Annotated in this window: 23 protein-coding genes; 7 read left to right on the top strand and 16 right to left on the bottom strand. The window is 72.8% G+C overall.

Annotated features, from left to right (window positions below):
• From JNW98_RS20685 to JNW98_RS20670, 4 genes are all read right to left on the bottom strand, one after another.
• Window positions 1-623: sulfite exporter TauE/SafE family protein (locus JNW98_RS20685; RefSeq protein ID WP_223769759.1), on the bottom strand; the 623-nt coding region annotated here is incomplete at its 3' end.
• A 132-nt stretch (window positions 624-755) separates the two neighbouring features.
• On the bottom strand, window positions 756-1,700 hold the full coding sequence (locus JNW98_RS20680; protein WP_223769758.1) for an SPFH domain-containing protein: 945 nt from the start codon (window positions 1,698-1,700) through the stop codon (window positions 756-758).
• A gap of 226 nt (window positions 1,701-1,926) precedes the next feature.
• Window positions 1,927-2,349, bottom strand: coding sequence for an NfeD family protein (locus JNW98_RS20675; RefSeq protein WP_223769757.1), 423 nt, complete (start codon window positions 2,347-2,349; stop codon window positions 1,927-1,929).
• Between the two features lie 94 nt (window positions 2,350-2,443).
• Window positions 2,444-3,253 (bottom strand): ABC transporter ATP-binding protein, encoded by an 810-nt coding sequence (locus tag JNW98_RS20670; RefSeq protein WP_223769756.1) that lies wholly within the window; start codon window positions 3,251-3,253, stop codon window positions 2,444-2,446.
• 90 nt (window positions 3,254-3,343) lie between these two features.
• Between JNW98_RS20670 and JNW98_RS20665 the strand changes: the two genes are divergently transcribed.
• A complete protein-coding gene (locus tag JNW98_RS20665; protein WP_223769755.1) occupies window positions 3,344-4,159 on the top strand; it encodes an Rv1486c family protein in 816 nt (271 codons plus the stop codon).
• 69 nt (window positions 4,160-4,228) lie between these two features.
• On the opposite strand, the gene JNW98_RS20660 is transcribed toward JNW98_RS20665, so the two are convergent.
• From JNW98_RS20660 to JNW98_RS20645, 4 genes are all read right to left on the bottom strand, one after another.
• Window positions 4,229-4,477: a chaplin gene (locus JNW98_RS20660; protein ID WP_223769754.1), complete on the bottom strand. Its 249-nt coding sequence runs from the start codon at window positions 4,475-4,477 to the stop codon at window positions 4,229-4,231.
• Window positions 4,478-4,674: 197 nt separating this feature from the next.
• Complete coding sequence (locus JNW98_RS20655) at window positions 4,675-4,923, bottom strand: chaplin (RefSeq protein WP_223769753.1); 249 nt, start codon at window positions 4,921-4,923, stop codon at window positions 4,675-4,677.
• A gap of 200 nt (window positions 4,924-5,123) precedes the next feature.
• Window positions 5,124-5,804 carry a response regulator gene (locus tag JNW98_RS20650; RefSeq protein ID WP_223769752.1) on the bottom strand — a complete coding sequence of 227 codons (681 nt, stop codon included), beginning with the start codon at window positions 5,802-5,804 and terminating at the stop codon, window positions 5,124-5,126.
• Window positions 5,797-6,957: a GAF domain-containing sensor histidine kinase gene (locus tag JNW98_RS20645; protein ID WP_223769751.1), complete on the bottom strand. Its 1,161-nt coding sequence runs from the start codon at window positions 6,955-6,957 to the stop codon at window positions 5,797-5,799. Before JNW98_RS20645 ends, JNW98_RS20650 begins: the two co-directional genes overlap by 8 nt.
• A 109-nt stretch (window positions 6,958-7,066) precedes the next feature.
• On the opposite strand from JNW98_RS20645, the gene JNW98_RS20640 reads away from it, so the two are divergent.
• The gene (locus tag JNW98_RS20640; protein ID WP_223769750.1) at window positions 7,067-7,765 is read left to right on the top strand and encodes a nitroreductase family protein; all 699 of its coding nucleotides are present in this window, start codon (window positions 7,067-7,069) and stop codon (window positions 7,763-7,765) included.
• A gap of 397 nt (window positions 7,766-8,162) precedes the next feature.
• Window positions 8,163-8,885 carry a transglycosylase SLT domain-containing protein gene (locus tag JNW98_RS20635; RefSeq protein ID WP_223769749.1) on the top strand — a complete coding sequence of 241 codons (723 nt, stop codon included), beginning with the start codon at window positions 8,163-8,165 and terminating at the stop codon, window positions 8,883-8,885.
• 175 nt (window positions 8,886-9,060) lie between these two features.
• Here the strand turns inward: JNW98_RS20635 and JNW98_RS20630 are convergent, their stop codons facing one another.
• Entirely contained in the window at window positions 9,061-11,742 is a 2,682-nt protein-coding gene (locus JNW98_RS20630; protein ID WP_443732501.1) for an ABC transporter ATP-binding protein/permease, read from the bottom strand.
• Window positions 11,743-11,985: 243 nt separating this feature from the next.
• Here JNW98_RS20630 and JNW98_RS20625 point away from each other — a divergent pair, with 243 nt between their 5' ends.
• Complete coding sequence (locus JNW98_RS20625) at window positions 11,986-13,866, top strand: streptophobe family protein (protein WP_223769747.1); 1,881 nt, start codon at window positions 11,986-11,988, stop codon at window positions 13,864-13,866.
• Between the two features lie 77 nt (window positions 13,867-13,943).
• On the top strand, window positions 13,944-15,176 hold the full coding sequence (gene serB / locus JNW98_RS20620) for a phosphoserine phosphatase SerB (protein ID WP_223769746.1): 1,233 nt from the start codon (window positions 13,944-13,946) through the stop codon (window positions 15,174-15,176).
• 93 nt (window positions 15,177-15,269) lie between these two features.
• On the opposite strand, the gene JNW98_RS20615 is transcribed toward serB, so the two are convergent.
• From JNW98_RS20615 to JNW98_RS20605, 4 genes are all read right to left on the bottom strand, one after another.
• A complete protein-coding gene (locus JNW98_RS20615; protein WP_223769745.1) occupies window positions 15,270-15,788 on the bottom strand; it encodes a SixA phosphatase family protein in 519 nt (172 codons plus the stop codon).
• 73 nt (window positions 15,789-15,861) lie between these two features.
• Window positions 15,862-16,092, bottom strand: coding sequence for a hypothetical protein (locus JNW98_RS20610; RefSeq protein ID WP_223769744.1), 231 nt, complete (start codon window positions 16,090-16,092; stop codon window positions 15,862-15,864).
• Between the two features lie 208 nt (window positions 16,093-16,300).
• Window positions 16,301-16,417, bottom strand: coding sequence for an SGM_5486 family transporter-associated protein (locus tag JNW98_RS36230; RefSeq protein WP_263421015.1), 117 nt, complete (start codon window positions 16,415-16,417; stop codon window positions 16,301-16,303).
• Between the two features lie 54 nt (window positions 16,418-16,471).
• A complete protein-coding gene (locus JNW98_RS20605) occupies window positions 16,472-17,830 on the bottom strand; it encodes a CynX/NimT family MFS transporter (protein ID WP_223769743.1) in 1,359 nt (452 codons plus the stop codon).
• 37 nt (window positions 17,831-17,867) lie between these two features.
• Here JNW98_RS20605 and JNW98_RS20600 point away from each other — a divergent pair, with 37 nt between their 5' ends.
• Window positions 17,868-18,557 carry a FadR/GntR family transcriptional regulator gene (locus JNW98_RS20600; RefSeq protein WP_223769742.1) on the top strand — a complete coding sequence of 230 codons (690 nt, stop codon included), beginning with the start codon at window positions 17,868-17,870 and terminating at the stop codon, window positions 18,555-18,557.
• On the opposite strand, the gene JNW98_RS20595 is transcribed toward JNW98_RS20600, so the two are convergent.
• The 3 genes from JNW98_RS20595 to fabG all read right to left on the bottom strand — a co-directional run bounded on the left by JNW98_RS20595 (window position 18,542) and on the right by fabG (window position 20,621).
• On the bottom strand, window positions 18,542-18,871 hold the full coding sequence (locus tag JNW98_RS20595; RefSeq protein WP_223769741.1) for a hypothetical protein: 330 nt from the start codon (window positions 18,869-18,871) through the stop codon (window positions 18,542-18,544). The two genes, JNW98_RS20600 and JNW98_RS20595, sit on opposite strands and share 16 nt — an antisense overlap.
• Before the next feature lie 269 nt (window positions 18,872-19,140).
• Window positions 19,141-19,911: an enoyl-ACP reductase FabI gene (gene fabI, locus JNW98_RS20590; protein WP_223769740.1), complete on the bottom strand. Its 771-nt coding sequence runs from the start codon at window positions 19,909-19,911 to the stop codon at window positions 19,141-19,143.
• 5 nt (window positions 19,912-19,916) lie between these two features.
• On the bottom strand, window positions 19,917-20,621 hold the full coding sequence (gene fabG / locus JNW98_RS20585) for a 3-oxoacyl-[acyl-carrier-protein] reductase (protein ID WP_223769739.1): 705 nt from the start codon (window positions 20,619-20,621) through the stop codon (window positions 19,917-19,919).
• Window positions 20,622-20,823: 202 nt separating this feature from the next.
• Here fabG and JNW98_RS20580 point away from each other — a divergent pair, with 202 nt between their 5' ends.
• On the top strand, window positions 20,824-22,344 hold the full coding sequence (locus tag JNW98_RS20580) for a TldD/PmbA family protein (RefSeq protein WP_223769738.1): 1,521 nt from the start codon (window positions 20,824-20,826) through the stop codon (window positions 22,342-22,344).
• Window positions 22,345-22,360: the final 16 nt, after the last annotated feature.

Here is a 22,360-nt window from a genome sequence, read left to right as displayed (position 1 = left end):
CAGTCGATGTCGGCGACGAAGAGGAAGAAGAGGGCGGCGACGCCGTTGACGACGACGCCGAGGACGTTCTTGAGGGCGTTGACGCGCTGCAGGTCGTCGTCGAGGAGCAGGCCCATCAGGGAGAGGTACAGGACGCCCTGGGCCGCGCCGAAGTAGCCGCCGTAGGCGCTGGCGAGGAGCAGGCCGAGGAGGAGGGCGACGCCGCCGTCGGCGTGCGGCCGGGTGCCGGTGCGTTCGCGGCGGCGGGCGAGGGCGCGGGCGAGGCGGGGCTGGAGGACGACGAGGACCAGCGCGACGGCGATGAGGGCGGGGACGATCGCGTCGAAGGCCTTCGACGGCAGGGTGAGGAGCAGGGCCGCGCCGGTGAGGCCGCCGGCGAGGGCGACGAGGCCGAAGCGGGCGATCCGGCCGCGCTGGTCGCGGAGTTCGCGGCGGTAGCCGACGGCGCCGCTGATGTTGCCGGTGACGAGGCCGAGGGTGTTGGAGACGTTGGCGGTGACCGGCGGCAGTCCGGTGGCGAGGAGCACCGGGAAGGTGAAGAGGGTTCCGGAGCCGACGATGACGTTGATGGTGCCGGCTCCTATGCCGGCCGCGAGGACCGCGAGTGCTTCCCAGATGGACAAGGCCATCTCCTTAGGATCGGTAGACGCCTCCCCGCCGTGAGGGGTCGGGGGGCCGTACCGATCATGCACCAGACCGGCCGGTCGGTAAATCGATCACAGTGCGGAGGAGTTGGGGCCTCGCGGTCCCGTCCGTCAGTCGATCGGCGGCCGTTCGCGGCGCGGGCTCTCCTTGGTGCCGGCGGACTTGCCGCCACCGCCGCCGCCCATGGGGCCGAAGTTGCCGACGGCTCCGCTGAGGCCCTTGAGGGCGTCGCCGATCTCGCTGGGCACGATCCAGAGCTTGTTGGCGTCGCCTTCGGCGATCTTCGGGAGCATCTGGAGGTACTGGTAGGAGAGCAGCTTCTCGTCGGGGTCGCCGGCGTGGATGGACTCGAAGACCGTGCGGATCGCCTGGGCCTCGCCCTCGGCGCGGAGCGCGGCGGCCTTGGCCTCGCCCTCGGCGCGGAGGATCGCGGACTGCTTCTCGCCCTCGGCGGTGAGGATCTGGGACTGGCGGATGCCCTCGGCGGTGAGGATGGCGGCGCGCTTGTCCCGGTCGGCGCGCATCTGCTTCTCCATCGAGTCCTGGATGGAGGTGGGCGGTTCGATGGCCTTGAGCTCGACGCGGTTGACGCGGATGCCCCACTTGCCGGTCGCCTCGTCGAGGACGCCGCGCAGCGCCGCGTTGATCTCCTCGCGGGAGGTGAGGGTCCGTTCCAGGTCCATGCCGCCGATGATGTTGCGGAGGGTGGTGACGGTGAGCTGCTCGATGGCCTGGATGAAGCTGGACACCTCGTAGGTCGCGGCGCGCGCGTCGGTCACCTGGTAGTAGATGACGGTGTCGATGTTGACGACGAGGTTGTCCTGGGTGATGACGGGCTGCGGCGGGAAGGGGACGACCTGTTCGCGGAGGTCGATGCGGTTGCGGATCGAGTCGATGAACGGGACGACGATGTTGAGGCCGGCGTTGAGCGTGCGGGTGTAGCGGCCGAAGCGCTCGACGATGGCGGCGCTGGCCTGTGGGATGACCTGCACCGTCTTCATGAGGGCGATGAAGACGAGCACCACCAGGATGATCAGGACGATGATGATCGCCATGTCGTGGCTCCTCGTGCCTTTCTCGTGGGTCGGCCGGCCGTCGCTCGGACGGGATCCGGGTGTTGAGGGAGTCTGTCAGAACCGGCGGTGCCGTGCAGGCGCCGGGCCGGGATCCGTCACATCACCGCTCCCCCTCCACCGCGGACGGCCGCCGCCCGCCGTACGGCCCCCGCCCGTACGGCCGTTGCCCTGGGGGCGCGCTCCGCGGACTCGCCGGTCGGCCGTCTCACATCACCACCGCCGTCGCGCCGTCGATGTCGACGACGTCCACCTGCTGCCCCACTTCGAAGGTCCGGTCGCCGTCCAGGGAGCGGGCCGACCAGATCTCGCCCGCCAGCTTGATGCGTCCGCCCTGGCCGTCCACCCGTTCCAGGACGACGGCTTGGCGCCCCTTGAGGGCGTCCACGCCCGAGGCGAGGGTGGGGCGTCCGGCGCGCTGCCGGTTGGCGATCGGCCGGACCACGGCGATCAGGGCGACGGAGACTATGGCGAAGACGACGAACTGCAGCACCGTGCCGCCCCCGAGGGCGTCGGTGACGGAAGCGGCGACGGCCCCGATCGCCAGCATGCCGAACTCCGGCATCGCGGTGACGACCAGGGGGATGCCCAGACCGACGGCGGCCACGAGCCACCACGCCCATGTGTTCACATGGTCATGGTAGGCGCGTGGACGGGGTCACCGACAGGGCTCCTCGGTCCCCCGGGAGGGGGGACCGGCGTTCCGGCCGGGCGGCCGGCGGGGTTCAGGAGAGCGGCAGGCCGTGGGCGGTCCAGCGGTCGCCGCGGCTCTCGACGACCAGCGGGAGGCCGAAGCACTTCGAGAGGTTGCGGGAGGTGAGTTCGAGCTCGATGGGGCCGGCGGCGAGCACCTTGCCCTGACGGATCATCAGGACGTGGGTGAAGCCGGGGGCGATCTCCTCGACGTGGTGGGTGACCATGATCATGGAGGGCGCGAGCGGGTCGCGGGCGAGCCGGCCGAGGCGGCGCACCAGGTCCTCGCGCCCGCCGAGGTCGAGGCCCGCGGCGGGCTCGTCGAGCATCAGCAGCTCGGGGTCGATCATCATCGCGCGGGCGATCAGGGTGCGCTTGCGCTCGCCCTCGGAGAGGGTGCCGAACTTGCGGTCCAGGTACTCGGTCATGCCGAGCACGTCGAGGAAGGCGCGGGCGCGCTGCTCGTCCACGGACTCGTAGTCCTCGTGCCAGGTGGCCGTCATGCCGTAGGCGGCGGTGAGCACCGTCTGCAGGACGGTCTGGCTGCGCGGCAGCTTGTCGGCGAGGCCGTTGCCGGCGATGCCGATGCGCGGGCGCAGCTCGAAGACGTCCACGGCGCCGAGCTTCTCGCCGAGGATGCGGGCGGTGCCCTTGGTCGGGAACAGGTAGCTGGAGGCGACATTGAGGAGGGTCGTCTTGCCCGCGCCGTTGGGGCCGAGGATGACCCAGCGCTCCCCCTCCTTAACCGACCAGGAGACCTGGTCCACCAGAGCCCGGCCCTCGCGGACCACGGATACGTCCACCAGTTCCAGCACATCGCTCATGAGCGCGTTGTCTCCCATTGCAGTTCGTCGTCGCTGGCGCCTGTCGGCGCAGCCCCCAGGGAAAACCTACGCCACCGGCCGTCACCGCCGGTCCCTAGGCTGGGGCCCATGCTCGACGAACATCGATCGGGGCGCCTCACTGCCTGGGGAAATGCCCTTCTTGCCGGTTATGTCTCACCTGATGACGCCGCCCATCACATCACGGGGAGTGACGCGGTCCACCGGGTGACCGGTCTGCCGGGCGAATCCGGCCCGGTGGGCCTGACCCTGGCACTGGGTCGGCTGCGCGCGCTGGGGGCCACGGGGCTGCGGCTGGCGCTGCCCGCGCCGGGTCATCCGCTGGGCCTGAGCGGGCCGCCGGAGTTCAACGCGCTCGCCATGGAGGCGGAGGAGGCCGTCCTCGCCCCGGAGGCGGGCCTGGGGCTGGTGCCCGAGGTGCGGGCGGCCGGGTCCGGGCCGGACGCCGCCGACCGGCACGTGGAGGTCGTCTGGCGCTGCTCGCCGGTGCGCGACGCGCCGCCCGCCGACGTGCCGTCGCTCGGCGAGGCGGAGCGGGAGCTGGCCGAGGCGCTGCGCGAGGCGACCGAGGTGCTGACGCGGCTCGACGTGGCGGGATCGGGCCCGGTGGCCCGGGCCGCGCTGGAGGCCTACCGGGCGCGGGCCGAACGGGACCGCGCGATCCTGGCCCCCGGATATCCGCCGCGCGCCGCACGGGTGCTGGAACTGGCGCGGCGGGTGGGCGCGCTGATCGCCCTGGCGTACGGGACGGGGGACGCCGGGAGCCACGAGCACGGCGGTGCGATGAGCGCGTCGGAGATCGCGGCCCGGGCGGCGGCCCTGCGGCCGGTGGAGCGGACGGCCCGGCGGGCGCAGGTGGCGGCGTACAACGCGCCGGTGGAGCGGCGGGAGCGGGACCGGCCGTAGCCGGGGCGGCCCTGGCCCGGACAGCGGGAGGCCCCGCGAGCCGTGTGGTCCGCGGGGCCTTCCGGAGCGTCACTTGACGACGCAGACGTTCCCGAACGTCGGGTTCAGGAGCCCGAGCAGGATGTCGACCGTGTTGCCGCAGATGTTGATCGGGACGTCCAGGGGGATCTGGATGTTGTTGCCCGAGATGACACCGGGCGAGCCCTTGGCGACTCCGGTGGCGGTGGCACCGTCGTGCGCGGTGGCGGTGCCGACGGAAGCGCCGACGGCTACGCCTGCCGCGGCCAGAACGAAGGCGGCCTTTTTGGCACTGTTCATGGGTGTCTTCCTTTGCTGGTGACCTCGCGGCCCCGGTGACGGAGTCGCGCCCTGATGAACGTCACCACTCCGCCGACGGCACGCCGTTCGCGGAGTTTGCCCTCATTCGGACGATTGATCGCCCTCCAAAGCCGACCCCGCCGGGGCGGGGCCGACCGTCCGGAAGCGCCGACGCGGCGCCGTCCGTTACGCGTTGGCTACTCGTTGACGCACACGTTGCCGTGGGTCGGGTTCATCGAGCCGATCACGTTGACCGTGTTGCTGCACAGGTTCACCGGGATGGTGACCGGCACCTGGACGACGTTGCCGGAGACGACGCCGGGGCTGTTCTTGGCGATGGCGGCGGCAGCCGGGGCTCCCCCGTGGGCCGACGCGATGCCGGCACCGGCGAGGGCGAGACCGCCGGCCGCGATCGTGACGGCAGCGGCCTTCTTCATGTTCTTCACTTTTCCTCTGACCTTCCTGAAAACGCTGCCGCGGCCATCCGCCGCGGCTACGTCATCAAGAACGGGCCGCCGCCGATCGGGTTTCTGGGGTATCCCGACAATCACACGACCGCATGAATCGGTGATCGGAAGGAGACGTTCCCGCTGACGGCGGTCCCGGACGGCGCGGAGCCTGCGGCGGCCCGCCCCGGACGGCCCGGTCAGTCGCCGATGCCGTGCCGGACCGCCCACAGCGCCGCCTGCGTGCGGTCGGCGAGGTCGAGCTTCATCAGGATGTTGGAGACGTGCGTCTTGACCGTCTTCTCCGACAGCACGAGCGCCCGCGCGATCTCCCGGTTGGACCGGCCGTCGGCGATCAGGGCGAGGACCTCCCGCTCCCGCTCGGTCAGCGCGTTGCCCCGGCCCTGCGAGCCGCCCGTGTCGTCCTGCGCCAGCAGCGCCCCCGCCACCTCGGACTGGAGGAGGACGTGCCCCGCGTGCACCGACCGGATGGCCCCGGCGAGCGCGTCCGGGTCCACGTCCTTGTACACGTAGCCCGCCGCGCCGGCCTTCAGGGCCGGGATCACCGTGCGCTGCTCGGTGAAGCTGGTGACCACCAGCACCCGGGCCGGGCTCTCCAGGGCGCGCAGCCTGCGCAGCGCCTCGATGCCGTCCGTGCCGGGCATCTTCACGTCCATGAGGATCACGTCGGGGCACAGCTCCTCGGCCCGCGCCACGCCCTCGGCGCCGTCGCCGGCCTCCCCGACGACCTCGATGTCGTCCTGGACCTCCAGGAAGGTGCGCAGCCCCTTGCGGACCACCTGGTGGTCGTCGACCAGCAGCACCCGGATCGTCCGGCCGCTCGCCGCTCCCTGTTTCCCCTGCCTGGCCTCTTCAGCCACCGGGCACCTCCATCTCGATCGCGGTGCCCTCGCCGGGCTCCGAGTCCACGTTGAGCCTGCCGCCGACCCCGTTGGCCCGGTCGCGCATGGAGACCAGGCCGAGATGCCGGCCGGCCCGCCGGACCGCGGAGGGGTCGAATCCGCTTCCGTCGTCGGCCACCCGCAGCACGGCGCCCTGCCCGCGCCGGGCCAGGGTGACGTCGACGTGCGCGGCGCCGGAGTGGCGCAGCGCGTTGTGCAGCGCCTCCTGGGCGACCCGCAGCAGCGCCTCCTCCTGGGCGGCCGGGAGGGCCCGCATGCCGTGCGAGGCGAAGGAGACGTGCGCGGCGTGCGCCCGGTCGAGCACCTTGACCTGGGTGCGCAGGGTGGCGACGAGCCCGTCCTCGTCGAGGCCGGCCGGGCGCAGCTCGACGACGGCGGCGCGCAGCTCGTCGGTGGCCTCGGCGGCGAGCCGGGCGACCTGCTGGAGCTCGTCCTTGGCGCGGGCCGGGTCGCGGTCCACCAGGGCGGTGGCGGCCTGGGCGGTGAGGCGCAGGGAGAACAGCTTCTGCGCCACGGCGTCGTGCAGCTCGTGGGCGAGGCGGGCGCGCTCCCCGGCGATGGTCAGCTCGCGGCTGCGCTCGTAGAGCCGGGCGTTGGTCAGGGCGATGGCGGCGTGCTGGGCGAGGACGGAGAGGAGCTCCTCGTCCTCGTCGGTGAAGGCGCAGCCGCCCGGGGGGCACTTCCGCTTCCCCTCCTTGTCGACCTTGTTGGCGAGGAAGAGGACGCCGAGGTTCTCGTCGCCGTCGGCGATCGGCATGCCGATGAAGTCGGACATGTCGGGGTGGGCGTCGGGCCAGCCGCCGAAGCGCGGGTCCTGCCGGACGTCGGGCAGCCGCTGCGGCGCCTTCTCCTGGAGCATCGCGGCGAGGATGCCGTGCTGGCGGGGCAGCGGGCCGATGGCCTTCCACTCCTCCTCGCTGACGCCGTCGACGACGAACTGGGCGAAGCCGCCGTGGTCGTCCGGCACCCCGAGGGCGGCGTACCGGGCGCCGAGCAGCTCGCGGGCGGAGACGACGATGGTCTTGAGGACGTCGCGGACTTCCAGGTGTCTGCTCATCGCGAGGATCGCGGTGCTCACGGCGGGCAGGCCGGAGCGGGGGCCTTGGCTCATGCGGCCCACCGTACCCAGCGGTGATCGGCCGGCGGATCGGCCGCCGGTGGGCCGGTCGTTAGGCCCCGCGCCCTAGGCCGGAGGGCCCTGCCGGCGCCAGACTCGGACCATGTCGACCTCTGTGCAGTGGACACCCACCCATGGCGATCCCTACCGGCCGGTCCCGTACCGGCCCGCGCGGATGCCCGCCGAGGAGTCGCTCGCCCGCGCCGCGGAGCTGCGGGAGCGGATGGCGGACCGCAGGACCGTGCGCCGGTTCTCCGCCGACCCGGTGCCGGACCGCGTGGTGCGCGACGCGATCGCGTGCGCGGCCACGGCGCCGTCCGGGGCGCACCAGCAGCCGTGGACGTTCGTCCTGGTCAAGGATCCGGAGATACGGGCGCGGATCCGGGCGGCGGCCGAGGAGGAGGAGCGCGTCTCGTACGCCGGGCGGCTCGGCGAGGAGTGGCTGGCGGCGCTGCGGCCGCTGGGCACGGACGAGGTGAAGCCGCACCTGACGGACGCGCCGGCGCTGATCGTGGTCTTCCAGCAGCGGTACTGGCTGGGGCCGGACGGGGAGCGGCGCAAGCACTACTACGTGGACGAGTCGGTGGGCATCGCCGTCGGGATGCTGCTGTCGGCGCTGCACCTGTCGGGGCTGGCGGCGCTGGTGCACACGCCGAGTCCGATGCGGTTCCTGGGGGAGGTACTGGGGCGGCCGGTGAACGAGAAGGCGTTCGCGGTGGTCCCGGTGGGCTATCCGGCGGACGACTGCCAGGTGCCCGACCTGGTGCGGAAGAGCCTCGACCAGGTCCTGGTCGAGCTCTGACCGCGGGTTCCGGTTGGGCTCCGACCGGCTGGGCAGGAGGGTCTCGGGAACGGCTTCCGAAAACGCCGTACACACCGTGTGGAGGCGGTTACACCGAGTGTGAGCGGACGCTGCTCGGTGTGACGCCGCGCATAGGGCGCACATCACCTACGACATGCGGTAGTGGATGTGTAAAACCGTCGTAAAAGGCGGGCTGAGCGGGTGCGGGGTGCCGTCGGGCACCCCGCACCGGAGCGTCCGGCAACGAAGCCGGATAGTACGTCACACCTTTGCCAGCGCATTTTGCAGCCGCTAACAATTGCCCCGTCGCAGGGCGCCGTAGATCGAGACACGGCGCTTCATCCGCGCCGATCCGGGCCACTGCGACCCACGCGATTGGAAGAGGTTCAGCACAGTCATGCGCTCCACCGTCTCCGGCTATAGCCGTCTCACCAAGGTCCACAAGTTCTCCGCCGCGGGCATCGCCGCGGCCGGCGTGGCGGCGCTGGCGTTCGCCGTCGTCCCGAGCGGCTCCGCCGAGGGTGAGCAGCAGGCGATCGGCGTGAAGCCCGTCGCGTGGAACGCCAAGGCGTTCGACACCGAGTCCCAGCGCGACGAGCTGGTGAAGCAGTCGGACACCGCCGCCGGCCGGGCCCGCGCCGAGGCCGAGGCCAAGAAGAAGGCCGCCGCCGAGGCGAAGGCCAAGGCCGAGAAGGAGCGCGCCGAGAAGGAGGCCGCGAGCCGGTCCGCCGCGCGCCAGCCGGTCAAGGCCGCGCCCGCCGCGCCCGCCAAGCCCGCCGCTCCGGCCCCGAAGACCTACGCGAACAACCTCGACGGCTGGATCCGCGAGGCCCTGGACATCATGAAGGCCAAGGGCATCCCGGGCAGCTACGACGGCATCTACCGCAACATCATGCGGGAGTCGACGGGCAACCCGATGGCCATCAACAACTGGGACTCGAACGCCGTCGCCGGCACCCCGTCCAAGGGTCTGCTCCAGGTGATCGACCCGACCTTCAAGGCGTACCACGTCGACGGCACCTCCTGGGACATCTACGACCCGGTCGCCAACATCACCGCCGCCTGCAACTACGCGGCCGCGGTCTACGGCTCGATGGACAACGTCAACTCGGCCTACTGAGCCGACGGGCGACGTCCTGCGCGTCCTGCGCGTCCTGCGCGTCCTGCGAAAAGGGCGGTGACATCCGGTTTCCCGGGTGTCACCGCCCTTTTGCCGTCGCAATTCCCGACGGGGTTTTCTGTTTTCGCCGCCGATTCGCAGCTGTATTCGCCGCTGTTTCTGACGGCCTTTCGCGTTACTTCCGCATGACCTCGGGCTCGTGCCGGCGGAGCAGTCGGGCGACCACGAAGCCGCAGGCGACGCCGAGTGCCAGGAGGACGAACAGGTCGATGCCCCACTGGCCGACCGTGTGTGCCCAGAGCGGGTCGAGGTTGGTCGGGTTGTTCTTGTCGAAGGGCGCCATGAGGTGGGAGAGGTCGAGCGTGGCACCCGCGGCGCCGATGGCCCAGCGGGAGGGCATCAGCCAGGCGACCTGCTCGACGCCCGGGGCGTCGTAGACCTTGAACATGATGCCGGTGAAGACGACCTGGACGATCGCGAACATGACCAGCAGCGGCATGGTCTTCTCCGCGGTCTTCACCAGGGAGGAGATCACCAGGCCGATCATCATGGACGTGAAGCCCAGCGCGATGATCACCAGGCAGAGCTCGGCGGCCGGGAGCGCCTTGAGGATCAGGCCCTCGGTGGGCAGCTTCCGGACGGAGAAGCCGATGGCGCAGATGATCACGCCCTGCAGCGCGGTGATCGCGCCCAGCACGATGACCTTGGACATCAGGTAGGCGGACCGGGAGAGGCCGACCGCCCGTTCCCGTTCGTAGATCACCCGTTCCTTGATGAGCTCACGGACGGAGTTGGCGGCTCCGGAGAAGCACATGCCGACCGCGAGGATCAGCATGATCGTGCCGGCGTCCTGGTTGTGACCCTTGGGCGGCGCCGAGAGCCCGTAGTCGGACGGGATCACACAGCTCACGCCGCCGAGGACGGCGGGCAGGATGAGCATCAGGCCCATGAAGCCACGGTCGGAGGCGATGACCGAGATGTAGCGGCGCATCAGCGTCCAGAGCTGGGAGCCCCAGCTCTGGGCCTTGGGCGGCCGGACCATCTGCGGCTGGACGTGCACCGACTGCGGGGCGACTGCGTCGATGTCCGCGGCGTACATCTGGTAGTGCTGCGAGCCCTTCCAGCGGCCCGCCCAGTCGTAGTCGCGGTAGTTCTCGAACGCCGAGAAGACGTCCGCCCAGGTCTCGTAGCCGAAGAAGTTGAGCGCCTCCTCCGGCGGGCCGAAGTAGGCGACGGAGCCGCCGGGCGCCATGACCAGCAGCTTGTCGCAGAGGGCCAGCTCGGCAACGGAGTGGGTGACCACCAGGACCGTACGGCCGTCGTCGGCGAGGCCGCGCAGCAGCTGCATCACGTCGCGGTCCATGCCCGGGTCGAGGCCCGAGGTGGGCTCGTCCAGGAAGATCAGCGACGGCTTGGTCAGCAGCTCCAGGGCGACGGAGACGCGCTTGCGCTGGCCGCCGGAGAGGGAGGTGACCTTCTTGTCCTTGTGGACGTCGAGCTTGAGCTCGCGGAGGACCTCGTCGATGCGGGCCTCGCGCTCGGCGGGCGCGGTGTCGCCGGGGAAGCGGAGCTTGGCCGCGTACCGGAGCGCCTTCCGGACGGTGAGCTCCTTGTGCAGGATGTCGTCCTGCGGGACCAGACCGATGCGCTGCCGCAGCTCGGCGAACTGCTTGTACAGGTTCCGGTTGTCGTAGAGGACGTCACCCTGGTTGGCCGGCCGGTAACCGGTCAGCGCCTTGAGCAGGGTGGACTTGCCGGAGCCCGACGGGCCGATGACGGCGATCAGCGACTTCTCGGGGACGCCGAAGGAGACGTCCTTGAGGATCTGCTTGCCGCCGTCCACGGTGACGGTCAGGTGGCGGGCCGAGAAGGAGACGTCGCCGGTGTCGACGAACTCCTCCAGCCGGTCGCCGACGAGCCGGAACGTGGAGTGACCGACGCCGACGATGTCCTGGGGGCCGATGACCTGCTGGCGGACCGGCTGACCGTTGACGTAGGTGCCGTTGTGGCTGCCCAGGTCGACGATCTCGAACCGGCCGTCGGGGGTGGCCCGGAACTCGGCGTGGTACCGGGAGACCTGGAGGTCGGCGACGACCAGCTCGTTCTCCAGGGCACGACCGATGCGCATCACGCGGCCCTGGGCGAGCTGGTGGAACGTGGTCGGGCTGCGGTCGCCGTGGACGGGTGACGCGCCGGCGGCCCCGCCCTGCGACGGCCGGCCCCGCTCCGGCGAGGACGCCTGGTGCGGGATGTGCGGCTGGGCCTGCTGCGGCGGCTGCTGCGCGTGCGGGGCGTGCTGTGCCTGCTGGGCGTGCCCCGCCTGTCCCGGCTGCTGTGCTTGCTGGGCCTGCTGCGCTTGTTGCCAGGGCGCCTGGGCGGCCTGCGGCTGCTGCCAGCCGCCGTGGGGCTGTTGGTACTGCGGCTGCTGCTGGTACTGCTGGGGTCCGCCCTGCGGGGGCTGCTGCCACATGCCCGGGGCCTGCTGCTGCGGCGCCGGCGCCGCGTGGCCCGGCTGGGCCGCCAACGCGGTCTGCGCGCTGTACAGGTCACCGGCGGGCGCGGCACCGGCACCGGCGGCGCTCAGCCGCGGGCCGTCGGTCGCGTTGCCCAGGTGGACGACCGAGCCGGGGCCGATCTCCACCTGGTGGACCCGCTGCCCCTGGGCATAGGTGCCGTTGGTGCTGCCCTGGTCCTCGAGCACCCAACTGCGCCCGTTCCAGCGGACGATGGCATGGCGCCACGAGACCCTGGCGTCCTCCAGCACCATGTCGCCCTGCGGATCGCGTCCGAGGGTGTACGACCGGGACGGGTCGAGCGTCCAGGTCTGTCCATTCAATTCCAGTACGAGTTCAGGCACTCCATGCCCCACTACTTGTCCCCCGATGTACCCCCTGCACAGGGAGTCTAGGGATGGCGAACATCGGGAGGAACTATTTCAGGCACAGTCCCCGATCGAAAGTCGGGGACTGGCGCCCCCCGCTTTCCGGGCGCCGTTGACGGGCCGGAAACACCACCGGAGAGTGGTAATCACCCACGGCCGCCCGGGAGTCACTCACTCCCGGGGCCGGGGGCCGGGGCGGGGACGGACCGGGGGGCCGTGATGACCATCACCAGGGAACGGCGTCCGGCGCCGGGCGTCCGCATGATCGTCTTCGCGGTGGCGGGGGTGGGCTGGGCGTTCCTGGCCATGGCGGGGGTGGCGGCCCTGGGGCTGCACCTCCTGGGCGCGGACGCGGCCGGGGAGCTGGGGCCGATGACGGCCGCGGTGACCGTGCTCGCGGTCGGCGGATCCGTATCGCCGTCGGGGGCGCTGGAGGCGTTCGGCATCCGGGGCGCCGACGCGCACACCGCCATCGAGCTGACGCCGCTGGGGGTGAGCCTGGTGGGCGCCCTCGTGCTCGGCTGGTCGTTCGCCCGGTCGCTGCGGGCGGCGGGGCCGGTGGTCGGCGGCCGCGAACTCGCCGTCCGCGCGGGGGCGGTGGCCGCGGTGTTCCTGCTGCTGCTCGGCGGGCTGGCCTGGGCCGGCTCCTCCACCCTCACCTTCCAGGGGGAAGGACTCGGGCTCGGCGACGCGGTGGACAGCGGTCCCAAGCTTCCGAAACTGGAGATTCCCGGCGTCGGCGACATCGGGGACATCGGCGGCGGCCTCGCCGACCGGCTGGCCGGGCTCGCCCGCGCCAAGGCGGACGTCGGCTTCTCGGTACGGACCGGGCCCTCCCTGCTCGGCGGCGCGGTCTGGGTGGCGGCGGTGCTGCTGGTCGCGGTGCTCGTCGCGCGCCGGGCTCCGCTGCCGCGCGGCGCCGGCGCCCTGCACCGGACCGTGCGGCCGGCGGCGTCGGCGCTGTGCGCGGTCCTCGTGCTGGCCGTCGCCGCGGGCTGGGCCGCGGCGCTGGTCGCGGCGGCCGGTGACGACCATCCCCGGCGGGTGGCCGGCGGCGCGCTGCTCGGGGCACCGAACGGGGTGTGGCTCGGGCTGCCCCTCGGCCTCTTCGTCCCCTGGCACGGCCGGGCCGAGGGAACGCTGACGAAGGTGCTGCCGGATCCGCTGGACGACCTGCTGGCCGCGGGCACCGACCGGCCGGTCACGGTGGCCCGGCTGGCCGAGTACGACGGGCGGGTGTGGCTGCTGGCGGTCGCCTGCGCGGTGGCCCTGCTGCTGGCCGGGGTCGTCACCACGGTCCGGACGCCGCGGGGGGCGCGGAGCGCGGTTGCGTACGCGGGCGGGTGCGGCCTCGCGCTGGGCGCGGTGACGGCCGTGGCGCTGCCGCTGCTGGCGCTGGCGACGCGGGTGCGGGTGGACGCCGGGCTGTCGGTGCTGGGCGTCGACGCCGTGGGCGCCGGGCTCGACCTGCGGGGGAACGGGTTCCTCGCGGCGGTGCTGGGCGCGGCGTGGGGCCTGGCGGCCGGGACGGCGGGCGGGCTGCTCGCCTGCGCCACGGGGGCCGCGGGGCGGGGGGCGGCGGGGTACGCGCGGGGGGAGCGTCCGGGAGGCGGGCGTGGGCGGGGCGGTTCCGGGGGCGATGGTTCCGCTTACGGGCACGGGCGGGGCGGTTCCGGGGAAGGGCGGGGGCAGGGGTACGGGCACGAGCGCCCCGGTGTGTCGGGGAGCCCGGCCGGCGGGGCGGCGGAGGACGTGCCCGGGCCGCATCGGCCGTCGCCCGGCTACCGTCCGGCGCGGGACGAGACCAATCCCTATCTGCGCCCGCGGCCCGGACCCCGTCCGGGTCCGCCGCCGGGATCCGGGGCGGGCTCCCGGGTCGACCCCTCGGCGACCACCTCGGCCGGTCCCGTACCGGGCTCTTCCGCCGGTCCTTCCGGCTCCTCTTCCGGGCCCTCTTCCGGCTCGCGGGGCGCGCCCCGGCCCGCCGGGCCGCCGCCGGAGCGTCCCCGCCGTCCGTACGGGACCCCGCCCCCGCCGCCTCCTCCGCCTCCCGCACCCCGGGGGTGGCCGGGGCCGGACGGGCGGCCGCCGCGGCGGTAGCCGCGCGGTGAACAGTCACCCCGCTGTCCGCCTCCCCCTGCGACCGCCTCCGGCGCACCGGATACGGTAGAGGGACCATGAGCGCACCGTTGCCCCCGCCCGTCACCCCCGCCGCCGGTGACGACGTGCCCACTCTCCTCGTCAAGATCTTCGGAAAGGACCGGCCGGGCATCACCGCCGGCCTCTTCGACACGCTCGCCGCCTACGCGGTCGACGTCGTGGACATCGAACAGGTCGTCACCCGGGGCCGGATCACCCTGTGCGCGCTGGTCACCGCGCCCGCCGGAGGCGCCGCCGCCGAAGGCGCGCTGCGGGCGACGGTGCACAGCTGGGCCGAGTCCATGCATCTCCAGACGGAGATCATCTCGGGCCGGGGCGACAACAGGCCGCGCGGCACGGGCCGTTCCCACGTCACGGTGCTGGGGCACCCGCTCACCGCGGAGTCCGCGGCCGCCATCGCGGCCCGCATCACCGGCACCGGCGGCAACATCGACCGTATCTTCCGCCTCGCCAAGTATCCCGTGACGGCGGTGGAGTTCGCGGTCTCGGGCGCCGGGACGGAGGAGCTGCGCACCGCGCTGGCGATAGAGGCCGCGAAGCTCGGGGTGGACGTGGCCGTCGTGGCGGCCGGTCTGCAGCGGCGGGCACAGCGCCTCGTGGTGATGGACGTCGACTCGACGCTCATCCAGGACGAGGTCATCGAGCTGTTCGCGGCCCACGCGGGCTGCGAGGCCGAGGTGGCCGAGGTGACCGCCCGGGCGATGCGGGGCGAGCTGGACTTCGAACAGTCGTTGCACGCGCGGGTGGCGCTCCTGAAGGGGCTGCCCGAGTCGGTGGTGGACAAGGTGCGCGCGGAGGTCCGGCTCACGCCGGGCGCCCGGACGCTGATCCGCACCCTGAAGCGGCTGGGCTTCCAGGTGGGCGTGGTGTCCGGCGGGTTCACCCAGGTCACGGACGACCTGCGGGAGCGGCTGGGGCTCGACTTCGCCTCGGCCAACACCCTGGAGATCGTGGACGGCAGCCTGACCGGCCGGGTCACCGGCGAGATCGTCGACCGGGCGGGCAAGGCGCGGCTGCTGCGCCGGTTCGCCGCCGAGGCCGGGGTGCCGCTCGCCCAGACGGTGGCGATCGGCGACGGCGCCAACGACCTCGACATGCTCAACGCGGCCGGTCTCGGCGTGGCGTTCAACGCCAAGCCGGTGGTGCGCGAGGCGGCCCATACGGCGGTGAACGTGCCGTTCCTGGACACCGTGCTGTATCTGCTGGGCGTCACCCGTGAAGAGGTCGAGGCGGCGAACACGCACGAGTGACGCCGCGCGGCGTCACCCGTCCGCTCCCCCGGCGCGCGCCAGGTGCTTGCCGGTTGCTTGCCAGTCGCTTGGCAGTCGCTTGCCAGGTGCTCGTCAGGCGTGCGGCGCCCAGAAGGCGACCAGCCGGCCGACCCCGTGTTCGACGCTCTTCCAGGAACCGGTGAAGGTGATCACCGCGATGGCCGAGGTGGGGTACCCCGAACGGTTCATCCGGGCCAGCAGGTCTCCCTCGGCCTCGCCCGACAGGGCGTCCGCCAGGGCGTGCATGCCCGGGTTGTGGCCCACGACGATCACGTCGCCCACCTCGTCGGACACCTCGTTGAGCAGGGCGATCAGCTCACCGAGCGAGGCCTCGTAGAGCCGCTCCTCGTACACCGTCCGGGGGCGCTGGGGAAGCTCGGGGACGGCGAGCTTCCAGGTCTCGCGGGTGCGGGCCGCTGTCGAGCACAGGGCCAGGTCGGGGACGACACCCGAGCCGGCGAGCCAGCGGCCCGCGACGGGAGCGTCCTTGCGCCCGCGGTCGGCGAGCGGTCGCTCGTGGTCGTCGACGTCGGACCATTCGGCCTTGGCGTGGCGGAAGAGGACGATCCTGCGGGTCATGTCGGCGCTCATGCCGTCCAGCTTCGCATGAAACCAGCCGCGAGGCTCGGGGTGTTGGGAGGCTTGCCCTCCTCGGGGTAACGCTTCAGGGTATCCAGCGGTCCAGGGTGTCCCGGGCGACGCGGACGACCTGGGCGACGGGGCTCGGCCCGGCCACCCGGTCGCCGTCCGCCGCCGGGGCCGCGGACGCCTCCGGGACGGGAACGGCCAGCAGGACGAAGAGCGCGGTGAAGGCCAGGGCGGGCAGGGCCGCGGCCCACCACGGAAGGCTGGTCCGCGTGGTGCCTCGGGTACGGGTGTGCCTGCCGGCGAGCATGATCCCCTCCGTGGGTCCGGTGCACCGCCGCGTCGCGGTGCACTACGAATCTACGGAGCGGGACCCCTGAGATCCCATCCGGAAAGCCACCCACTCTTCCCGGAGGTACACCCCCTAGGGGACGGGGGTTAACCCCACCCCCGAGGACGTCGTTCGCGGGTGGGCCGGGTGGGCAGCCGGGTGGGCCGGGGCTGCGACCAACCGACCGTCAGCCGGCGGCGAAGGTGGCGATGATGCCGATGACGACGGTGATGCCGAGCATCGCGCCGAGGATGGTCAGAAGCTTCTTCTGACCGTTCTGGGGGTTGGGTTCGAGGACGGGCATGGGACCAGTGTCGCAGCCCCCGCCCCCGGCTGGACACCGGGGTCGGCGCTCGGCTCAGCGGGCCCGGAACTCGTCCTCCACGCTCCTGTTCCGGCCGGCCAGCACCCCCGCGACGGCCTGCGGCACCATCAGCGCGGCAAGCAGCGCGATCGGCAGGCCCCAGCCGCCCGTCTGCTGGTACAGCCGGCCGACCAGCAGCGGGCCGGGAATGGAGATCAGGTATCCGACGCTCTGCGCGAACGCGGACAGCCGGACGACGCCGCCGCCGGTCCGCGCGCGCATCCCGATCATCGTCAGGGCCAGCGGGAAGGAGCTGTTGGCGATGCCGAGCAGCACCGCCCAGGCCCAGGAGCCGCCCACCGGGGCGAGCCACAGCCCCGCGTACCCCACCAGACCGCACACCACCAGGGCCACCACCAGGGGACCCTGGGTCCGCATCCGGGCCGCGAGGCGGGGCAGCAGGAAGGAGAACGGAACGCCCATCAGCATCGTCACCGCCGCCAGCAGCCCGGCGGTCGAGGCCGAGACGCCCGCGTCACGGAAGATCTGGGGCATCCAGCCCATGGTGATGTACGCGCCGGTGGCCTGGAGACCGAAGAAGACGGCCATGGCCCAGGCGGTGGGGCTGCTGGTGATGCGCGGGGTTGCGGTGGTGGTGGCGGCGGTGTCGGTGGTGGTGTCTGTGGCGGCTCTGCCGTCTCGTCCGGCGTCGTCTCGTCCGGTGCTCTCGTCCGCCTGCGCGGTGCCTCCCGGCCGTTCCCCCGGCCGGCGGGCGATGGCCGCCCAGGCGAGCGCGGCGGCCAGGGCGAGCAGCGCCCACACGGCGAGGCCCGGCCGCCAGCCGCCGCCCATCGCGTCCGCCAGCGGCACCGTGCCGGCCGCGGTGACGGCCGCGCCGCCGGTGAGGGCCATCGAGTACAGGCCGGTCATCGGGCCGACGCGGTCCGGGAACCAGCGCTTGACCACGACCGGCATCAGCACGTTGCCCACCGCGATCCCGGCCAGCGCCACCGCGCTGAGCAGCAGGAACCCCACGACCCCGCCCGCGAACGGACGCAGCGCCAGGCCGACGGCGACGGTGACGAGCCCGGCGCAGACGACGGCCGCCGGGCCCCGGCGGCGGGCCAGCCGAGGGGCGGCGGGGCCGAGGAGGGCGAAGCAGAGGGAGGGGATGGAGGTGAGCAGTCCGGCGACGGTGCCGCTCATGCCGAGTCCGTCGCGAACCTCCTCCATCAGGGAGCCGAGACTGGTGATGGTGGGCCGGAGGTTGACGGCCGCCAGCACCAGGCCGAGGGCGAGGAGCCGCCGCGGCCAAGGGGAAGGGGACCGGCGTGCGGTCCCTGTCACGATGCGGTGGGACGTTCCGTCGGAGGTTGTGGCCGTCGTGGGCTCCTTGCCCGGTGCACCCGTCATACAGCCAATCATAGAATCATGGGATGAATGGAGTGCCATGCCGCTGACCTCGCCTCACAAGGCCCCCCTCGTCGATCAGGTCATCGCCCAGCTGCGGACCCAGATCACCTCCGGCGAGTGGCCGGTCGGCTCCCGCATCCCCACCGAACCGGAGCTCGTCGAACGGCTCGGCGTCGCCCGCAACACCGTCCGGGAGGCCGTGCGCGCCCTCGCGCACAACGGGCTGCTCGCGATCCGGCAGGGCTCCGGCACCTACGTCGTCGCCACCAGCGAGCTGGCCGGGGTGATGAGCCGGCGCTTCGCCCGGGCCGAGCCCCGGCACGTCGCCGAGCTGCGCAGCGCCCTGGAGACCAAGGCTGCCGCTCTGGCCGCGGAGCGGCGGACTCCGGCGGATCTCGACCAGTTGGAGCTGCTGCTCGAGCGGCGGGCGGAAGCCTGGCGGTCGGGGGATCTCGAGCGGTTCGTCGAGGCCGACGCGACGTTCCACACCGCCGTCGTCGCCGCCGCGCACAACGACGTGCTCGCCGCGCTCTACGCCGATCTCGGCTTCGTCGTCCGGGAGTTCCTCCGCGCGGACGTCGGCGCCGGGCCGCGGCCCCAGACGCTGACCGACCACGGCCGGCTGGTCGACGCCATCCGGGCCGGGGACGCGGCGGCGGCCGCCGCGGAGGCCGGTGAGCATCCCTACGTGTCGCGGGGCGGGCACGGCGGTCAACCGGGTGTGTGACTCACCCACGCCTCCCGTATGCGTAGCCAGCAGCGCTGGGAGAGGGTGACGTGCCGGGTCGGGTCGACGGCTGCCGGGGCGGTGTCCATGGCCGGGTCCCACCAGTGGGCGCAGCGGAGGTGCAGCTGGACTCGGTCGGGGGTGGCGTTGCCGTTGTAGCAGTCCGCTGTGGCGTGGGAGCCGCGGATTCTGGTGTGGCACTCGGCTTCTTGGTGGGGGGCGGGTGGTGTGCCGGCGGCGGCGGGGGCCGCCAGGGTTGTTGCCGTCAGGAGCAGGGCGGCTGCTTTCGTCGTGGCGATGCGTATGCGTATCACGGCCGGCTCCTCCTCCCACGGCCGTTCCCTGGGGGGGTCCCGGGCGGCCCGGTTCTCCCAGTGTGGGGGTGAGCGGCCCGGTTCTCGACTCGGGGCGCTGCGCGCCCCGGTCGGGGGTGCCCCAGTCCCGCCCTTTCACCGTTTCTGCGGGGGCGAGCCCCCGCACCCCCCGAGCGCGCCGGCGGCGCGCGTCCTCACCCGCCGGACGGGCTGGCAAAAGGGCCGCGGGCCGGTTTCCCGGTCCGCGGCCCTTGTGTGTGCCCGAAGCGTCAGGCACCCATCATGTGCACGCCGCCGTCGACGTGCACGATCTCCCCCGTCGTCCGCGGGAAGAAGTCCGACAGCATGCCCACGACGCCGCGGCCCGCAGGCTCCGGGTCGGCCAGGTCCCAGCCGATGGGGGCGCGGTGGTTCCAGACGTCCGCGAGCTCCTCGAAGCCCGGGATGGACTTGGCGGCCATGGACTTGATCGGGCCGGCCGAGACCAGGTTGCAGCGGATGCCCTTGGGGCCCAGGTCGCGGGCGAGGTAGCGGTTGGTGCCCTCGAGGGCGGCCTTGGCGACGCCCATCCAGTCGTACTTCGGCCAGGCGATCTGGGCGTCGAAGGTGAGGCCGACGATGGAGGAGCCCTCGCGCATCAGCGGCAGCAGGGCCATGGCCAGCGACTTGTAGGAGTACGCCGAGACCTGGACGGCCGTGGAGACGTCCTCCCACGTGGCGTCGAGGAAGTTGAAGGCGCCCTGGGGGCCGAAGGCGATCGAGTGCACGATGCCGTCGAGGGGCACGTCGTCGCCGATGTGCTCGCGTACCTTGGCGGCCAGGCCGTCCAGGTGCTCCTGGTTGCTGACGTCCAGCTCGATCACCGGCGCCGGCTTCGGGAGCCGCTTGGCGATGCGCTCGACCAGGGAGAGCCGGCCGAAGCCGGTCAGGACGACCTCGGCGCCCTCGTTCTGGGCCACCTTCGCGGCCTGGAAGGCGATCGACTGCTCGGTGAGGACACCCGTGACCAGGATGCGCTTGCCTGCGAGGATTCCACTCATGGCGTTCAGTGACCCATGCCCAATCCGCCGTCGACAGGAATGACGGCTCCGGTGATGTATGCGGCCTCTTCGGAGGCGAGGAAGCGGACCGAGGCGGCGATCTCCTCGGGCTGCGCGTAGCGGCCCAGCGGAACGTTGGCCACGATCCCCGCGCGCTGCTCGTCGCTGAGCACGCGCGTCATGTCGGTGTCCACGAAACCGGGGGCGACGACGTTGACGGTGATGTTCCGGGAACCCAGCTCGCGGGCGACAGAACGGGCGAAGCCGACGAGGCCGGCCTTGGACGCCGCGTAGTTCGCCTGCCCGGCCGAGCCCAGCAGGCCCACCACGGAGGAGATCAGCACGACGCGGCCCTTGCGGGCGCGGAGCATGGGCCGGGAGGCGCGCTTGACGACGCGGAACGTCCCGGTGAGGTTGGTCTCCACCACCGAGGTGAAGTCCTCCTCGGACATGCGGAGCAGCAGCTGGTCGCGGGTGACGCCGGCGTTGGCCACCAGCACCTCGACCGCGCCCTGCTTCTCCTCGATCTCCTTGAACGCCTGCTCGACCTGCTCCGGGTCCGTGATGTCGCACTTGACGGCCAAGAAGTCGGCCGGGGGCTCGCCCGAGCGGTAGGTGACGGCGACCTTGTCGCCCGCGTCGGCGAACGCGCGCGCGATGGCGAGGCCGATGCCCCGGTTTCCTCCGGTGACGAGAACCGAGCGGCTCAAAGGATCACCCTTCCGTTGACGAATCCGTACAGGGACGGAGCTGGACTACATGAACGTATCGGTAGAGGTCGCCGGGGCGACAATCGGGCACTGACAGGCGGCGTGGCCGGTCGCTGTCGGATCTCTACAGAATCTCCCGGATCTCCCGCGGAAGGGCACCGGCGGGTGGGCATGATGCTCGGCGACGACCCCGGGAGGTTCCGTGCCGCACGCCATCGACGCGTCTTTCCTCGCACTCCCCCTGCGCCCCCTCGCCGACGCCGCCCTGGCCCGCGCCCGCGCGCTGGGCGCCGACCACGCCGACTTCCGCCTGGAGCGGGTGCGCAACGCCTCCTGGCGGCTGCGCGACGCCCGGCTCGCGGGCTCGGCGGACACCACGGACCAGGGGTACGCCGTCCGCGTGGTGCACGGCGGCGCCTGGGGCTTCGCCGCCGGGACGGAGCTGTCGATGGACGCCGCCGCCCGGGTGGCCGGCCAGGCCGTGGCCATGGCCCGGCTGGCGGGGAAGGTGACCGCAGCGGCCGGCTCCGGCGACCGCGTGGAGCTGGCGGACGAGCCGGTGTACGCGGACCGGACCTGGGTGTCGCCGTACGAACGGGACCCGTTCGGCGTACCGGCCGCCGAGCGGACCGCCCTGCTGGCCGACTACAGCGCCCGGCTGCTGGCCGCCGACGGGGTCGCGCACGCCGACGCGTCCCTGGTGGCCATCCACGAGAACAAGTTCTACGCGGACACGGCGGGCACGGTCACCACCCAGCAGCGCGTCCGGACGCACCCGCAGCTGACGGCGGTGGCCGTGGACCCGGCAGGCGGCGTGGAGTCGATGCGCACCCTCGCCCCGCCGACGGCCCGCGGCTGGGAGTACCTGACGGGCACGGGCTGGGACTGGGACGCGGAGCTGGCCGAGCTGCCGGAGCTGCTGGCGGCGAAGGTCCGCGCGCCGAGCGTGCGGCCCGGCGCGTACGACCTGGTCATCGACCCGTCCAACCTCTGGCTGACCATCCACGAGTCCATCGGCCACGCCACCGAGCTGGACCGGGCGCTCGGCTACGAGGCGGCGTACGCGGGCACCTCGTTCGCCACCCCGGACCTGCTGGGGACGCTCGTCTACGGCTCGCCGCTGATGAACGTCACCGGCGACCGGACGGCCGAGCACGGCCTGGCGACCGTCGGCTACGACGACGAGGGGGTGGCCGCCCAGTCGTGGGACATCGTCAGGGACGGGATCCTGGTCGGCTGGCAGCTCGACCGCCGGATCGCCCGGCTGCACGGCCTCGGCCGGTCCAACGGCTGCGCGTACGCCGACTCGCCGTCGCACATCCCGGTCCAGCGGATGGCCAACGTCTCGCTGCGGCCCGCGCCGGACGGGCCGTCGACCGAGGAGCTGATCGCGGGCGTGGACCGCGGGATCTACGTCGTCGGCAACCGGTCCTGGTCGATCGACCAGCAGCGGTACAACTTCCAGTTCACCGGGCAGCGCTTCTTCCGGATCGAGCGGGGGCGGCTCGCCGGGCAGCTGCGCGACGTGGCGTACCAGGCGACCACCACGGACTTCTGGGGGTCGATGAGCGCGGTGGGCGGCCCGGAGACGTATGTGCTGGGTGGGGCGTTCAACTGCGGCAAGGCGCAGCCGGGGCAGGTCGCGGCGGTGTCGCACGGCTGCCCGTCGGCGCTCTTCCGCGGGGTGAACGTGCTCAACACGGTGCGGGAGGCGGGCCGGTGAGGCGCGGCGGCGGATC

It is taken from the genome of Streptomyces huiliensis (assembly GCF_020037025.1).
Lineage (GTDB): Bacteria > Actinomycetota > Actinomycetes > Streptomycetales > Streptomycetaceae > Streptomyces > Streptomyces huiliensis.
Note: the sequence above shows the minus strand (reverse complement) of the source record. Positions and strands in the feature narration are given on the sequence as shown.

Coding starts and splice junctions, on each gene's coding strand:
- JNW98_RS20680 (WP_223769758.1), bottom strand. CDS start 1,700: ATGGCGATCATCATCGTCCTGATCATCCTGGTGGTGCTCGTCTTCATC.
- JNW98_RS20670 (WP_223769756.1), bottom strand. CDS start 3,253: ATGGGAGACAACGCGCTCATGAGCGATGTGCTGGAACTGGTGGACGTA.
- JNW98_RS20665 (WP_223769755.1), top strand. CDS start 3,344: ATGCTCGACGAACATCGATCGGGGCGCCTCACTGCCTGGGGAAATGCC.
- JNW98_RS20660 (WP_223769754.1), bottom strand. CDS start 4,477: ATGAACAGTGCCAAAAAGGCCGCCTTCGTTCTGGCCGCGGCAGGCGTA.
- JNW98_RS20645 (WP_223769751.1), bottom strand. CDS start 6,957: ATGAGCCAAGGCCCCCGCTCCGGCCTGCCCGCCGTGAGCACCGCGATC.
- JNW98_RS20640 (WP_223769750.1), top strand. CDS start 7,067: ATGTCGACCTCTGTGCAGTGGACACCCACCCATGGCGATCCCTACCGG.
- JNW98_RS20635 (WP_223769749.1), top strand. CDS start 8,163: ATGCGCTCCACCGTCTCCGGCTATAGCCGTCTCACCAAGGTCCACAAG.
- JNW98_RS20625 (WP_223769747.1), top strand. CDS start 11,986: ATGACCATCACCAGGGAACGGCGTCCGGCGCCGGGCGTCCGCATGATC.
- serB (WP_223769746.1), top strand. CDS start 13,944: ATGAGCGCACCGTTGCCCCCGCCCGTCACCCCCGCCGCCGGTGACGAC.
- JNW98_RS20615 (WP_223769745.1), bottom strand. CDS start 15,788: ATGAGCGCCGACATGACCCGCAGGATCGTCCTCTTCCGCCACGCCAAG.
- JNW98_RS20610 (WP_223769744.1), bottom strand. CDS start 16,092: ATGCTCGCCGGCAGGCACACCCGTACCCGAGGCACCACGCGGACCAGC.
- JNW98_RS36230 (WP_263421015.1), bottom strand. CDS start 16,417: ATGCCCGTCCTCGAACCCAACCCCCAGAACGGTCAGAAGAAGCTTCTG.
- JNW98_RS20605 (WP_223769743.1), bottom strand. CDS start 17,830: ATGACGGGTGCACCGGGCAAGGAGCCCACGACGGCCACAACCTCCGAC.
- JNW98_RS20600 (WP_223769742.1), top strand. CDS start 17,868: ATGCCGCTGACCTCGCCTCACAAGGCCCCCCTCGTCGATCAGGTCATC.
- fabI (WP_223769740.1), bottom strand. CDS start 19,911: ATGAGTGGAATCCTCGCAGGCAAGCGCATCCTGGTCACGGGTGTCCTC.